Annotated in this window: 11 protein-coding genes; 7 read left to right on the top strand and 4 right to left on the bottom strand. The window is 70.9% G+C overall.

The features are described 5' to 3' along the window. The 7 genes from ACLFOB_RS10425 to ACLFOB_RS10395 all read left to right on the top strand — a co-directional run. The coding region (locus tag ACLFOB_RS10425; protein ID WP_410926034.1) for an extracellular solute-binding protein at nt 1-1,992 on the top strand (1,992 nt) is incomplete at its 5' end. 81 nt (nt 1,993-2,073) lie between these two features. Continuing rightward, nucleotides 2,074-3,843: an ABC transporter permease gene (locus tag ACLFOB_RS10420; RefSeq protein WP_410926033.1), complete on the top strand. Its 1,770-nt coding sequence runs from the start codon at nt 2,074-2,076 to the stop codon at nt 3,841-3,843. Then, nucleotides 3,830-4,909 (top strand): ABC transporter ATP-binding protein, encoded by a 1,080-nt coding sequence (locus tag ACLFOB_RS10415; RefSeq protein ID WP_410916796.1) that lies wholly within the window; start codon nt 3,830-3,832, stop codon nt 4,907-4,909. Before ACLFOB_RS10420 ends, ACLFOB_RS10415 begins: the two co-directional genes overlap by 14 nt. A 31-nt stretch (nt 4,910-4,940) precedes the next feature. Further along, nucleotides 4,941-5,720: an NUDIX domain-containing protein gene (locus ACLFOB_RS10410; RefSeq protein ID WP_410916797.1), complete on the top strand. Its 780-nt coding sequence runs from the start codon at nt 4,941-4,943 to the stop codon at nt 5,718-5,720. Nucleotides 5,721-6,423: 703 nt separating this feature from the next. Then, nucleotides 6,424-7,497, top strand: a complete 1,074-nt coding sequence (locus ACLFOB_RS10405) for an ABC transporter ATP-binding protein (protein WP_410926032.1) — start codon at nt 6,424-6,426, stop codon at nt 7,495-7,497. A 26-nt stretch (nt 7,498-7,523) separates the two neighbouring features. Then, nucleotides 7,524-8,483 carry an ABC transporter substrate-binding protein gene (locus ACLFOB_RS10400; RefSeq protein ID WP_410916799.1) on the top strand — a complete coding sequence of 320 codons (960 nt, stop codon included), beginning with the start codon at nt 7,524-7,526 and terminating at the stop codon, nt 8,481-8,483. A 79-nt stretch (nt 8,484-8,562) separates the two neighbouring features. After that, nucleotides 8,563-10,218 carry an ABC transporter permease gene (locus ACLFOB_RS10395; protein WP_410926031.1) on the top strand — a complete coding sequence of 552 codons (1,656 nt, stop codon included), beginning with the start codon at nt 8,563-8,565 and terminating at the stop codon, nt 10,216-10,218. Between the two features lie 393 nt (nt 10,219-10,611). Here the strand turns inward: ACLFOB_RS10395 and ACLFOB_RS10390 are convergent, their stop codons facing one another. The 4 genes from ACLFOB_RS10390 to rpsD form a co-directional block, all read right to left on the bottom strand. Continuing rightward, nucleotides 10,612-11,589: an extensin family protein gene (locus ACLFOB_RS10390; protein WP_410926030.1), complete on the bottom strand. Its 978-nt coding sequence runs from the start codon at nt 11,587-11,589 to the stop codon at nt 10,612-10,614. Next, nucleotides 11,586-12,509 carry a prephenate/arogenate dehydrogenase family protein gene (locus ACLFOB_RS10385; protein WP_410926029.1) on the bottom strand — a complete coding sequence of 308 codons (924 nt, stop codon included), beginning with the start codon at nt 12,507-12,509 and terminating at the stop codon, nt 11,586-11,588. Before ACLFOB_RS10385 ends, ACLFOB_RS10390 begins: the two co-directional genes overlap by 4 nt. Continuing rightward, a complete protein-coding gene (gene hisC, locus ACLFOB_RS10380; protein ID WP_410926028.1) occupies nt 12,506-13,594 on the bottom strand; it encodes a histidinol-phosphate transaminase in 1,089 nt (362 codons plus the stop codon). The genes ACLFOB_RS10385 and hisC overlap by 4 nt, the downstream gene beginning before the upstream one ends. A 184-nt stretch (nt 13,595-13,778) precedes the next feature. After that, nucleotides 13,779-14,272 (bottom strand): 30S ribosomal protein S4 (gene rpsD, locus ACLFOB_RS10375; protein WP_410926027.1); only part of this gene is annotated, 494 nt, incomplete at its 5' end.

Genomic DNA, 14,272 nt, shown 5'->3' with positions numbered 1-14,272 from the left:
AGTCGACGGCTCGCCGGGCTCGAGGCGCAGATGAAGACGCGGCTGATCATCCGCAGCGGCGAGGAATTCACCCTCACGCCGGCAGGCGAGGAAACCTATCGGCTCGGCCGGCGCATGGTGTGGGCGGCGCAGGAGGCCGAGGACAGGCTGCTGCGCAAACGGCGCGACATCGCCGGACAGGTGGTCCTCAGCGTCGCGTCGATGCTCGCGCCGCGCCTGCCGGGCTATGTCGCGGGTCTGCTCGACGCGCATCCGCGCCTGTCGCTTGCGCTCGAGGTCTCGGAGCGCGATCCCGATCCGGCCGGCGACGCCAACGACCTCATTCTGCGGGCACATTCCTGGAGCCTGCGCGACTGCGCGCTGATCCAGCGCCGGATCTGCCGAAACCCCGCGATCCTCGTGGCCGCCCCCGCCCTGCTGGAGCGGCAGGGCGTGCCGGAACGCCCCGGCGACCTTGCCGGGCTCGACGTGCTGGCCTTCGGCGGCGACCAGCGGCAGAAAGCCTGGACGCTCGACGGGCCGGAGAACCGTGCCGAGGCGCTTCCCGCCGCGCCGCGGATGATTTGCGCCAACACGGAGGTTCTGGCGGCGTCCGCCCTGCTGGGAAAGGGTGTCGCCCTGATGCCCGAATTCGCCGTGCGGGAGGCGATCTCGCAGGACCGGCTGCAGCGCATCCTGCCGGACTGGACCGGCCCGGCGGTGGCCGTGACCCTGCTGACCCCCTCGCGGCAGAGCATGAACGCGACCCTGCGTCTGGTGGCGGATCACATCGCAGCGCAGGTCAAGGCGGACGTGCTTTCGCCGCCTCGGCGGGGGACAGGTCCCCGGGGTGTTCCGAAACGGGAACTCGGCGTCCCGATATTGCCTCTGGCATCTGTTACAGAACCGTCGCTTTCGGTGAGCACGCTCGGCGTGCGTCGGGACAGGATCAGTCGCCCGGCGCCCTTCCCGCAGCGACCTGAAAGCGAGATGCCCATGACCCCCTTCCAGACAACCCTCGGCTCGGCGGCCCTGACCGCTGCCGCCGCGTTTTCCCTGCCGGCCGTGGCGCAAGATGCCGCCGGCCCGCTTGTCCTGTACACCAACGACTTCGAAGGCGCGATCACCGAGCGCTTCGAGGCCGATACCGGCCGCGAGATCGACGTCGTGCAGATGTCGGGCGGCGAGATCCTCGCACGGATCGCCGCAGAGGCCTCCAACCCGCAATGGGACGTGCTGATCTACAACGGCTCCTACACGTTCCACATGCTTGACGAGCAGGGCGCGCTGCTGCGCGACCTGGAGCCGGCCAATCTCGACAATCTCAACGACGTGGGACAGCGGTTCCTCCCCGAGAACCGGTCGTGGTTCCCGATCGGGCTGGCCGCCTCCTGCGTGATGCTCTACCGGACCGACCTCGTGGACGAACCGCCTGCGGAGTTTGCGGATCTCGCCGATCCGCGGTTCAACGGGCAGTTCGGCATGGCCGATCCCGCCGTCGCGGCGCCCGCCTACCCTTGCGTGGCGCAGTTCTTCGAGCAGCTCGGGGAAGACGGTGCGCGCGAATTGTTCACCAGCTACTTCGAGAACGGCATGCGGGTGTTCCGCACCAACGGCCCGACCGGTGCCGCGCTGGCGTCGGGGGACATCTCGCTGGCGCTGATCACCTCGCAGGTGGCCTATACCGTCCTTGCCGACGGCGAGGTGCCCGTGAGCGTGGTCTGGCCCGAGGACGGCGCGCCCGGCGTCGTGCGCGGCGTCGGCATCCAGGCCGAGACGCCACGTCCCGAAGCCGCGCGGGCCTTCGTCGAATGGCTGCTGGAGCCCGAGACCCAGAGCCACCTTGCCGCCGCCATCCCGTCCGACGGCAAGTTCGAGCCGACCGTCACCGGCGCGGAGCGCCGCCCCGACGGCCCGCCCGAGGGGCAGACCTATCTCGTCGCCTCCGACGCCTTCGCGGTGGAGCATGAGGCCGAGATCAAGACCTGGTTCGCGGATCAGGCGCTGAACTGACCCGCAGCCCGGGCCGGTATCGGGGATCGCCGGGCGCACGGCGATCCCCAGCCCCTCCCCCCCGTCCTGCCGGAGGCCGCGATGAGCCAGATTTCCCTTGACGTCGCCGCCCGCGCGGCGCGGCCGCGACAGCGGCTTTCGGCCGAGGACTGGCTCGGCATCGCGGTCGTCGCGGCGCTTGTCGTGCTGGTCCTGGCGCCGATGGCGGCGGTGCTGCTGCAGGCCTTCCTGCCCGGCGCGTTCTCCGGCCAGCCGCGCGGCTTCACGCTCGGCGGCCTTCTGGAGATCTTCGAGCGGCCCCTGTGGCGGCGCGCGTTGTGGAACTCGATGTTCCTTGCCACCATCGCGGCCATCGTCGGCGGGCTGATCGGCAGCGGGCTCGCGATCCTGCGCCATTCGTCCCGGCTGGCGCTGGGCCCGGCGCTCGATGTGGCCGCCTGGGCGATCATCGTCCTGCCGTCGTTCATCCTGGCGCAGGGATGGATCCTGTTCGCCAGCCGCGGCGGGCTGGCCAACCAGTGGTTCGGGCTCGACTTCGTGCCCGATCTCGTGTTCAACCCCTGGGGCCTTGCCGTGGTGATGAGCCTCAAGGCCTTTCCCTTCGCCTACCTCACCGTCTCGGCCGCGCTGCAATGGCGGATGGACGACTATGTCCACGCCGCGCGGCTGAACGGTGCCGGTCCGCTGCGGGTGCTGCTGACCGTGCGGCTGCCGATGCTGCTGCCGGCGGTCCTGTCCGGCGCGCTCCTGATCTTCATCGACGTGCTGGGCGATTTCGGCCTGCCGGCGGCGCTCGCCACCACCTACCGCTTTCCGACCCTGACCTACGCGATCTACGTGGCGATCAACCAGTCGCCGATCCGCTTCGATCTTGCCGGGGTGATGGCGTTCTATGTCACCGTCATCATGCTGCTGGCGGTGGTCGCCTATTTCCGCGTGCTGCGCAGCCGGCGCTACGATTTCCTCGGCGCCCGCGCCCGGCTGGCGCCGGTCGAGGGGCGCAACCTGGCACTCTTGCCGAACGCGATCGCCCTCGCCGCCCTGGCGCTGGCGCTCGTGATCCCGATCGGCGCCAGCGTCATGGTCTCCTTCACCGACACGATTTCCCGAGGCATCGGCGCGGACAACCTGACCTTGCGCAATTACGGCTACGTGCTGGAGACCGGCGGCAAGTTCCTGAGCGCCTTGCGCACCTCCACGGGCATCGCCGCGCAGGCCGCGATCGGTTCGGGCCTGATCGCGGCGGCGGCGGCCTATGTCCTGACCTTCTCGGGCTTCCGGCTGAACCGGCTGATCGACCTGACCTGCACGCTCAGCCTCGCGGTGCCGGGGGTCGTGCTCGGCATCGGCTACATCTTCATCTGGAACGCGCCGCTGGTCGATCGCGCGGGCCTGTCGCTCTACGGCCATCCGTTCATTCTCGTGCTGGCCGGGATCGCGGGGGCGGTGCCGATCGCGGTGCGCGTCCTGCTCGGCGCGATGGCGCAGGTGCCGGCCTCGATGCTGCAGGCGGCGGCGCTGCAGGGCGCGGGGCTGGGGCGGCGCATCGCGACCATCGTCGTGCCGCTGATCGCGGCGGCGCTGGTCTCGGCCACGCTGACGGCCTTCGGCGCGGCGATGTTCGACCTCGCGATCAACTCGATCCTGCGGCCGCCCCGGCTCGACGTGCTGCCGGTCTATGTCAACCGCGCCTTCGAGCAGGGCCAGTTCGGCGCTGCCACGGCGGCGACGCTCCTGGCCGGCGGGCTGACCGTGGCGATCATCGCCGGGATCAGCACCGCATCGAGGCTGGCGCTGACAAGGATGCTCCGCACCCCCGACCCGAAAGGACCGTCCGATGCTGCAACTTGAGGGACTGAGCCGGAGCTTTGACGGCCAGACCGTGCTGAACGCGGTCTCCCTCGACGTCCCGCGGGGCAAGGTCGCCTGCATCGTCGGCCCCTCGGGCTGCGGCAAGTCCACGATCCTGCGCCTCGTTGCCGGTCTCGACGTGCCCGATGCCGGGCAGATCCTGCTCAACGGCACCGAGTTGTCCCGTCCCGGCTGGGCGCTCGAGGCGCGCAAGCGGCGGCTGAACATGGTGTTCCAGGACTACGCGCTCTGGCCGCACATGCGGGTGGCGCAGATCGTCGGCTACGGCCTCGCCCATCTGACCCGCGCCGAGCGCGACGCTCGGGTGGCGGCGCTGCTCGACCAGATGCAGATCGGGGCGCTGGCCGACCGGCTGCCCTCGCAGATCTCGGGCGGGCAGCAACAGCGCGTGGCCATCGCCCGCGCGCTCGCCACGGACCCCGACGTGCTGCTGCTCGACGAGCCGCTGTCGAACCTCGACGTGCAGCTGCGCCTCGACATGCGGATGGAGTTCGCCGATCTTTTCGCGCGCGTCGGCAAGACGGTGCTCTACGTCACCCACGACCCGCTCGAGGCCTGTTCCTTCGCCGATCTTCTGGTGGTGATGCGCGCCGGCGAGATCGAGCAGTCCGGGGCGCCGGTGGATCTCTTCGCGCGGCCGCAATCGGCCTGGATCGCGGCGCTCGCGGGTTACGACACGCGTATGGCGGGGCAGCTGCTGCCGGCCAACGACGCCGCGACGATCGCGGTGTCGATCGGCACCCAGCCCGTGACCCTGCCGCGGAGCGCCCTCGCGGGCAAGGCCGTCCCCGGCGACGCGGTCACGGTGATGCTGCATCCGGGCTCGATCTCGCTGGATGCAGGGACCGGCGCACACGATGCCAACCGGCTGACCGGGACGGTGCGGCGATGCCTGTTCGAAGGGCGCGACTGGCGCGTGACCCTGGCCCTGGGCAAGCAGGGCGAGGCCGCGCTGTCCCTGATGTCGCCGCGCCGGGTGGCCGAAGGCGAACGGGTCGGAATCCACTTTCCCCATGACGCCGCCGTCGTCTTTCCTCATGGCTGACGGGCCCGGTCACAGGACGCCGCCGCAGATCATGTCGATCCCGCCCACGCTCGCCTTTCGTCCACTGCACTTCGACATCCATCCGCGACCGCTGGGCGCGGTCCCGCTTTCCGTCGCCGCGCACCTGGTGGCGCGCGGCCTGCTGCGGGACGACGCGCACCATGTCACGCTCCCGTCCCGGGACCCGACGGACGCGCTGGAAGATATCCGGGACGAGCTGTTCCGCTGCGGCTGGATCGAGCCGCCGCGCGGCGAGGCGATGGCGGTCACGGACGGACCCGCAGGGACCGAGCTGGCGCGGCTGGATCGCAGCGCCCTGCGCATCCTCGGGTTCTGGGTGCAGAAGGTGCACATCAACGGGCTGGTCGAAGGGGCCGGGCGGCAGCCCTTGTCGGTCTGGATCTCGATGCGCTCGGGTCATGCACTCTCCAGTCCGGGCAAGTGGGACACCCTGATCGCAGGGGGCCGCGCCGCCGGGCGCAGCGTCGCCCAGACCGCGGCACAGGAAGGCTGGGAGGAAGCCGGGCTGGACGCCCGGCTGCTGGCGGGTCTTCGGCCGGTGGAGGAAACGGCGGTCACCTATGTCTCGGATCGCGGGCTGCACCAGGAATTGCTGATCGTCCACGACCTGACGCTGCCGGCGAATTTCGAGGCCGTCTGCCACGACGGCGAGATCGCCTATTCCCGCTGCCTTCCGTTGCCAGATCTGGAGGCACGCCTCGCCCGGTCGCGGGACTTCAAACCCGGTTCCTACCTCGTGCTGTCCGGGCTCGTCCGGCGGCTGCGCAATGCCGGCCCGGCACATTGGTGATCGCGCTCTTCCCGCCGGACGAGACCTTCCGAAATCGCCAGGCGAAGACCCCCTGCCGACACGAGGCTGTCGTTGCGCGCCCGATCGTGACCCGGCGACCCCGTGGGCCGACCGGCGGAACCTGTCCCCAAGCGGGTCATCCTGGAAAGACCGGGGGCAGGGATCGGGGAAGTTCGTCTCGATCCGTGACCCTGTTGCAGGCGTTGCGCCTCCCTCGGCCCGGTGGCGCCTGTCCGAAGCCCGGTCGCCGTGCACCGGCCAAGCAGTCGCGCGCCTGCGGCGCACCGGTGCGATGGCCCGCCAGACCGCGGTCCAGCCGGCACCATTCCCGTCGAGGATCGTGCCCGCCGGCATGCCGTCCCTGGTCGCGGCCCGCTGCACGGCGACCGCCGCCTGAGCCAACCGGGACGCGCATGGCCGCGGCGCGCCGACACGCGCCGGCAACGCCCGGCCTGCCGCTTGTGCACGCCACCCGCGCCCTTGGGCATCGCGGCGGGATTGGCCCCGGTTCCAGCCCCTGCGTTCCGTCGTCTGCCTTTGCTCCAGGGTCGGCTCCAGGGTCCCGAACGGCGGGGCGCTGCCGGACGAGCGCGACAGGCGGTGCCCCTGAACGGCCCTGTGCGCCAAGGGCTTACGGGACGGCCCCCTGCGTCGGATGACAATCTGTCACGCATTTGCTACATTCGAGGGCTAGCTCGCCTCCATGAAGCATTACACGCCAAACGCCCAGTCCGCGATTACCGCTGAAGGCATCACCAAGACGTTTGACGGCAAGGCGGTGCTCGACGGCATATCGATCGATCTGGCGCCGGGGGAGGTGATCGCGCTTCTCGGCCCGTCGGGCTGCGGCAAGACCACGCTTCTGCGCATCGCCGCCGGTCTGCTGGCGCCCTGCGCGGGGCGTCTGCATGTCAATGGCCGGCTGGTCGCGGACGGGGCGAATCATGTCGCGCCGCCCGAGGCGCGCGGCCTTGGGATGGTGTTTCAGGATTACGCGCTCTGGCCGCATCTGAGCGTGGTCGACAACGTCGCCTTTCCGCTGCGCATGCGCGGCATGAACAGGGCCGATCGGCGCGCGCGGGCGCTGCGCGCCCTGGCGCGGGTCGGGCTCGATCACATGGCCGATCGCGCGCCGGGCACGCTCTCGGGCGGGCAGCAACAGCGCGTGGCACTCGCGCGCGCGGTCGTGGCGGAGCCGCCGCTGGTGCTCTTCGACGAGCCGCTGTCCAATCTCGACCGCGAGCTGCGCGAGAGCCTCGCCATCGAGATCGGCGCGCTGCTGCGCGACCTCGGGTTGTCGGCGCTCTACGTCACGCACGATCAGGCCGAGGCCTTCACCATCGCCGACCGGGTCGCGGTCATGCACGACGGGCGCATCGTCCAGCTCGACAAGCCCGAGGGCCTTTACAGCAACCCCGCAACGCTCGCCGTGGCGCGGTTCCTCAACACCGGCGCAATCCTCGAGGGAACCGTCGCCGACGGGCGGTTTCGCGGCGCGAAGGGGTCCCTGGACGTGACCGCGCCGCAGGCCGCACCCGGCGCGGCGCATCTGCTGGTGCCGCGCGCTGCGCTCGCTCCGGCATTGCCGGAGCACGGCGCACTCACCGCGACAGTCGAACACTGTCGCTTCCAGGGCGACCGCTACCTGTTGAGCCTCGCCCTCGAGGGAGAGGCGACGCGCCTGACCTGCACGGCCGCTCGGCCTGCCCGCGTGGGCGCGACGATCGGCCTCGACCTCGATCACGACCGGTTGCGGGTCTTCCCCGCGACCGCATGAAGCCTGCCACAGACAAGGAAATCCCCATGCTTCGAACGACGACTGCACTCACCGCCCTGATGCTCGCCCCTGCGCTGGCGAGCGCCGACAGCATCACGGTCTATTCCGCCGGCCCCGCCAGCCTTGCCGAGGCGCTGCAGGATGCCTTCGAAGCCGAGACGGGCATCGAGGTCGATCTGTTCCAGGGCACGACCGGCGACGTCATGGCGCGGCTCGAGGCCGAGGAGTCCAATCCGCAGGCCGATGTCGTGATCTCGGCAAGCTGGGCCTCGGCGCTCGATCTCCACGACCGCGGGCTGCTCATGGAATACACCTCCCCGAACGCGGAGACCGTTCCCGACTTCCTCAAGCATTCGCATTACGTCGCGCAGGCGGTCTCGGCGCTGGCCATCGCATGGAACACCGAATCGGGCACGCCGCGCCCGTCGGATTGGGGCGACCTTGCCGATGACGACTACACCGATCTCGTCACCATGCCCGACCCGTCGCAATCGGGATCGGCGTTCGAGCTGGTCGCGGGTCTGCAGGAAACCATGGGCGAGGACGCCTGGACGCTGTTCGGCGATCTGGCCGACAACGGCATGATCGTTCCCGGCGCCAATGCCGCCGCGCTGAACCCCGTCCTGCAGGGCGCGGCCGCCGCCGTCTTCGGCGCGGTCGACTACATCTCCTACGGGCGGGCCGAGTCCGGCGAGAGCATCGAGGTCATCACCCCCGAGAGCGGCACGGTGATCGCGCCGCGCCCGATGATGATCCTGGGCTCGACCGACGCGCCCGAGAGCGCACAGGCCTTCATCGACTTCGTGCTGTCCGAGGCCGGCCAGGAACTCGTGGCCGAGGTGTTCCTGATGCCCTCGCGCACCGACGTGGAGGCGCGCCGGCCCGGGCTGAACGAACTCGACATCATCGAACTCGACCCCGAGGAACTCGACGCGCAGCGCACCGAGATCCTCGAGCGCTACAACGAGGTCGTGCTTGGACGCTGATTCCGGCGCCGACACGCCCCCGCGGGGCCGCCCGTGCGGCCCCGCGCTGCGCTTCCCGATGCCCCGCGCGCAGACGGTGATGACGCCGATCGCCGCCGGAATCCTGATCCTGCTGATCGGGGTGCCGGTGCTGTTCATCCTGTTGCAGGCGGTGTTTCCCGATTTCGCGCGCGGCGGCTCTCTCGCGGCCCCGTTCTCGCGGCTCGACGTGCTCACCGAGAACGACCGGCTGCTCATTCAGGCGCGCAACACGCTCCTGCTCGCAGGATGGGTGATGATCGGCTGCGTCATCCTGGGGCTACCGACCGGCATGCTGCGCGGGCTCTGCCGTGTGCCCGGGGCGCGCATCTGGGATGTGATCTTCCTCATCCCCTTCGTGATCCCGCCCTTCATCGCTGCGATCGCCTGGATGATGACGCTGCAACGCGGCGGCTACCTCTTTCAGATGACGGGCATCGATCTCGGTGGCCTGCTGTTCACTTTTGGCGGCGTCGCCTTCGTGATGACGCTCAACCTCTTTCCGCTGGTCTATTTCGCCGTCTCGCGCGGCGTGGAGGCGGTGGGTGGGCGCTTCGGCGCCGCGGCGCGGGTCGCGGGCGCCGGGCCGGTGCGCGCCTTCGTGCTGATCACGCTGCCGCTGTCGATCCCGGCCATCGCGGCGAGCCTGCTGATCGTGTTCGCCCTGTCGATCGAGGAATTCGGCACCCCCGCCGCGCTGGCCGCACGCACCGGCTTCGACGTGCTGGTCACCGGGATCTACACGCGGCTGTCGGATTATCCCATCGACCTGTCCGGCGCGGCGGTGGGCTCGGTGATCCTGATGGCACTGGTGCTGGCGGCATTCGCGGCGCAGAACTGGGTCGCGACGCGGCGTTCCTACATCGCGCAGACCGGCAAGCCCGCCAGTCTCGAAAGGGCCGAACTCGGGCGCTGGCGCTGGCCCGTACTGGCGCTGTTCGGCGTCGTCGCGCTGATCGGCGTGGTGATCCCGCTTGCGGCAATCGTGGCGACCTCGCTGACCGGCACGATCTCGGGCGGGCTGACCTGGAGCAATCTGAGCCTGCGCCACTACGCGCCGATCTTCGCGCCGGGCAGCCGCGCCGCGCAGGCTCTGGTCACCAGCGGCTGGCTGGCGGTGGTCACGGCGCTGCTCGCCGGGGCGATCGGCGCCGTGGTCGCGATGATCGTGGTGCGCGGCACCGGGCGCGGCCGGAAGGTGATGGACGCGCTGTCGATCCTGCCCAACGCGATCCCGGCGATCGTGCTCGCCGTGGGGGTGATCCTCGCCTGGAACAGCCCGTTTCTGCCGGTGACGCTCTACGGGACGATCGCGATCCTGCTGGTTGCCTATACCGCGATCCTGCTGCCCTACCCGATCCGCTACGCGGTGGCCCGGCTGCGCCAGCTTGGCGGCAGCCTCGACGACGCCGCGCGCGTCTCCGGGGCAAGCCCGGCGCAGACGCTGCGCCATGTGCTCGCCCCGCTGATGGCGCCGTCGCTGATCGCGGCGATGATGCTGGTCTTCGCGATCGCCTCGCGCGAGCTTGTCGCCTCGATCATGCTCGCCCCCGCCGGCGTGCGCACCGTGGGCACCTTCGTGTTCAGCCAGTTCGAGCAGGGCTCGGTCCAGACCGGCATGGCGATGAGCGTGATCGCCATCGCCGCGACCGGCAGCATCCTGCTTGCCGTCAATCTCTGGCTCGCCCGACGGGGCGCGGCCGCCTTGTCGGGCTGACCCGGCCGACCGGCGCCTGCCACGCATCCTGCGGCGCGAGGGCGCCTCACACCGGAAGACGCGCCCGACCCACCGGGAAGCCGACGAAGCCGCGGGCGGGAAGCGGCGGGCGGGGCGCCGCGCCGGACAGTCGCACGCATGCGGCGGCGCCCTCGATTTCGGCTGATGCGGCATCAGGCCCTTCAGCACCCCAAGAGGGGCGCAAGATTCCGTTGACCGGGCCGGTCGCAGAACTCCCGCCGAACGGCCTGGGTGTCAAGGGCGGCATCCATCGGGCTTTTCTGTTCTGTTCGAACGCTCCGGGGCCGGTCCGGCATGAGAGGCGCCGGCCCGAAGACGAAGGGGGCCGAAAGGACATCGGCGGTTCGGGAGAGGCAGTCTCGCCCGGAGCGCTCAGCGGCAGTAGGCGCCGCCGCGGTGGCGCGCGGTGTCGAAGTGAAAGTGGCCTTGGTGCCAGCGGTCCGAGGCCGGGCCCAGCACCGTGCCGAAGATGCCGCAGGCAGAGGCGTGCATCTGCCGCAGCGCGCGGCCCTCGGCCCCGCCGCCCCAGTGATCCAGAACGGTGATCCAGCGCCCGTCGCGCAGGCGCACGGCGGAGATGTCGATCGCCCGCCCGAAGCTGTGCTCGGACAGCGGGGCGCCACTCTGGTGGTTGCGTGTGCGGCAGACGAAATGCGCCGCCACACGGATCCGGTCCACGCCCCCGCCCCTGGTGCCGATCGCGGGTTTCAGTCCCTGCCGCACCCATTGCTTCAGCGCCTGCGCGGTCGGGCAATCGAGGAGCGCAGGCTGCGTCAGCCCGATTCCCATCACCGAATGAACCTGCACCGCCTGCTCGATGCCGCAGGCGGACAGGTGGCCCTTGACGCGCCCGACCACGACACCCTGCAGATCGCGGTCCCCGCAGACAGAGTTGCTGTCGAGCGCGCGACGACGCGCCATGACCCGTTGCACCAGCGCCTCGCCGCGCACCTGCGGCCGCAGGGAACGGGCGAGGCCCGGCACCTCGGGCGAGATCGGCGCGGCACCGCGCACGACGGCCCGAGCCGCGATTACCGGCCGCACGCCGGGGTGCGGCACGGCGCGGGCGGACGTGGCGATGGCGATGCCGTCGGCCGGGCGCGCGGCAGCGGGCGCCGCGGCGGGGAGCAGCGTGGCCGGCCGCACGATGGGACGCGGCCCGGTCCATGCGATCGCTTCGGCCGGACCCGTGCCCCGCGCCTCCTGGCGCGACACCGGGCGATGCGGCTTCGTCGTCTCGGCCGTAGTGACGCGCGTCACGGGACGCAGGGAACTGTCGGGCGCGCCCGCAAGCGGAGCCGCGACGAGCAACGCCGCGACAAACGACAGGGACCGCAGCGCGCCTCTCACGCCTCTGCCTTCGCCCGGCCGAAGTCCGGCGCGTCGGTGTCCTGTCCCGCCTCGATGATGCCGCGCCGGATCGCGCGGGTGCGCGTGAAATAGTCGAAAAGCATCTCGCCGTCGCCGGTGCGGATCGCGCGCTGCAGCGCGAAGAGCTCCTCGGTGAAGCGGCCGAGGATCTCGAGCGTGGCGTCCCGGTTGGTCAGGAACACGTCGCGCCACATGGTCGGGTCGGAGGCCGCGATGCGGGTGAAATCGCGAAAGCCCGCCGCCGAATACTTGATCACCTCGCTGTCGGTCACGCGGCGCAGGTCGTCTGCCACGCCGACCATCGTGTAGGCGATCAGATGCGGCGCATGGGAGGTCACGGCCAGCACCAGGTCGTGGTGGTCGGCATCCATTTCCTCGACGCTGGCGCCCATGCCTTCCCAGAGCGCGCGCAGCCGCGCGGTAGCCTCGGGGTCGGTTCCGGGCCCGGGAACCAGCAGGCACCAGCGGTTGCGGAAGAGCGTGGCAAAGCCCGAGCGCGGGCCGGAGTGCTCTGTCCCGGCCAGCGGGTGGCCGGGGATGAAATGCACGCCCCGGGGGATCTGCGGCGCCACCGCCTCGACCACCGCGCGCTTGACCGATCCCACGTCGGTCACCGTCGCGCCGGGGGCCAGGTGCGGGCCGATCTCGCGCGCCACCGCGCCCATCGCGCCCACCGGCACGGCCAGCACGACAAGGTCCGCGCCCTCCACTGCCTCGGTCGCCGTCTCGGTGACGCGGTCGCACAGCCCGATCTCGCGCGCGGTCCTGCGCGTTTCGGCCGAGCGGGCGGTGCCCACCACCTCGCGCGCGAGGCCGGCCTTGCGGATCGCCCAGAACATCGACGAGGCGATGAGGCCCAGCCCGATCAGCGCGACGCGGTCGTAGACCGGCGCCGTCATGCCGCCTCCGCCCGGAAGCGGCCGACGGTGTGGGCGACCCGGCGGCAGGCGCTTTCGTCGCCCACGGTGATGCGCAGGCATTCGGGCAGCTTGTAGCCCGCGACGGGCCGCACGATCAGCCCCTCGGCCCTGAGAAAGGCGTCGCAGGCGCGGGCCTCTGCCGCATCGGCGAAGCGCGCGAGCACGAAGTTGGCATGGCTCTCGTCCGACGGGACACCGTGGGCGGCCAGCGCCTCGGCCAGGAAGGCGCGCAGGCGCGCGTTCTCGCGCCGGCAGCGCTCGACGAAGACGGTGTCGCCCAGCGCCGCCTCGGCGGCCGCGAGCGCCGGCGTCGACAGGTTGAACGGCCCGCGGATGCGGTTCAGCACGTCGGCCACATGCGCCGGCGCATAGCCCCAGCCCACGCGCAGACCGCCCAGCCCGTAGATCTTCGAGAAGGTGCGCGTCATCACCACGTTGTCGCGCGCATCGACCATCGCCGCGCCGCCGTCGAAACCCTCGACGTATTCCGCATAGGCCCCGTCCAGCACCAGCAGGACGTGCGCCGGCAGCCCGTCCGCCAGCCGCGTCACCTGATCCGCGCCGATCATCGTCCCGGTGGGGTTGTTCGGGTTGGCGATGAAGACGAGCCGCGTGGCCGGCGTGACCGCGGCCAGGATGGCGTCCACATCGGTGGTGCGGTCGCGCTCGGGCACCTCGACCGGGCGCGCGCCGGAGGCCAGCGCGCTGATGCGATACATCGAGAAGCCGTGCTCGGTATGGATCACCTCGGCCCCCGGACCGGCGTAGGCCTGGCAGAGCAGCGCGATGATCTCGTCGCTGCCCACGCCGCAGACGACGCGCGCGGGATCCACGCCATGCGTGGCACCGATGGCCGTGCGCAGCGCGCCATGGTCGGTGGGCGGATAGCGATGGAGCCGCGCGGCGGCGCGCCGCACCGCTTCGATCGCGGCGGGGGGCGGGCCGTAGGGATTCTCGTTCGAGCTGAGCTTCACCGGGTTCGCCACGCCCTCCGCGGTGGAGGCGCCGCCCTGGTAGGGCGCGATCTCGAGGATGCCCTCACGGGGCTGGATAAACTCGGTCATCTGCCTCTCCGCTCTCTCGCCTCTCATAACGGCCGGGGCGCGGCGGGACCAGAGACAAGATGCCCGTCTCTGGCCACTGGCGCAGGATCGCCGGGCGGCCCGGGCGCCCGGCGCGCAAGTCGGCCCGGGAAACGCGAAAGGGCCGCGCCCCGGGCGCGGCCCCTCTTCCGGCACGCCGCCGGGATCAGTTCTGCGCGTAGAATTCGATGACGAGGTTCGGTTCCATGACCACCGGGTAGGGCACGTCCGACAGGCCCGGCGTGCGCACGAAGCGCGCGGTCATCTTGGAATGGTCGACCTCGAGGTAGTCGGGCACGTCGCGCTCCGGCGACTGCACGGCCTCGAGCAGCGCGGTCATCTGCTTCGACTTCTCGCGCACCTCGATCACGTCGCCCTCCTTGACCCGGTAAGACGGGATGTTGACGCGCTTCCCGTTGACCAGGACATGGCCGTGGTTCACGAACTGCCGCGCGGCAAAGATCGTCAGCACGAACTTGGCACGATAGACGACGGCGTCGAGCCGGCGCTCCAGGAGGCCGATCAGAAGCTCGCCGGTGTCGCCGCGCAGGCGCTCCGCCTCGCGGTAGATGCGGCGGAACTGCTTCTCGGTGATGTCGCCATAGTAGCCCTTGAGCTTCTGCTTGGCGCGCAGCTGCAGGCCGAAATCGGACATCTTGC

It is taken from the genome of Rhodosalinus sp. (assembly GCF_046542825.1).
GTDB lineage: Bacteria > Pseudomonadota > Alphaproteobacteria > Rhodobacterales > Rhodobacteraceae > Rhodosalinus.
The sequence above is the reverse complement of the archived record's forward strand: the minus strand, read 5'-3'. Positions and strand labels throughout refer to the sequence as shown.

Excerpts from the sequence above, each read along its gene's own strand:
- ACLFOB_RS10420 (WP_410926033.1), top strand. The coding sequence starts at position 2,074 with ATGAGCCAGATTTCCCTTGACGTCGCCGCCCGCGCGGCGCGGCCGCGA.
- ACLFOB_RS10415 (WP_410916796.1), top strand. The coding sequence starts at position 3,830 with ATGCTGCAACTTGAGGGACTGAGCCGGAGCTTTGACGGCCAGACCGTG.
- ACLFOB_RS10410 (WP_410916797.1), top strand. The coding sequence starts at position 4,941 with ATGTCGATCCCGCCCACGCTCGCCTTTCGTCCACTGCACTTCGACATC.
- ACLFOB_RS10405 (WP_410926032.1), top strand. The coding sequence starts at position 6,424 with ATGAAGCATTACACGCCAAACGCCCAGTCCGCGATTACCGCTGAAGGC.
- ACLFOB_RS10400 (WP_410916799.1), top strand. The coding sequence starts at position 7,524 with ATGCTTCGAACGACGACTGCACTCACCGCCCTGATGCTCGCCCCTGCG.
- ACLFOB_RS10395 (WP_410926031.1), top strand. The coding sequence starts at position 8,563 with ATGACGCCGATCGCCGCCGGAATCCTGATCCTGCTGATCGGGGTGCCG.
- ACLFOB_RS10385 (WP_410926029.1), bottom strand. The coding sequence starts at position 12,509 with ATGACGGCGCCGGTCTACGACCGCGTCGCGCTGATCGGGCTGGGCCTC.
- hisC (WP_410926028.1), bottom strand. The coding sequence starts at position 13,594 with ATGACCGAGTTTATCCAGCCCCGTGAGGGCATCCTCGAGATCGCGCCC.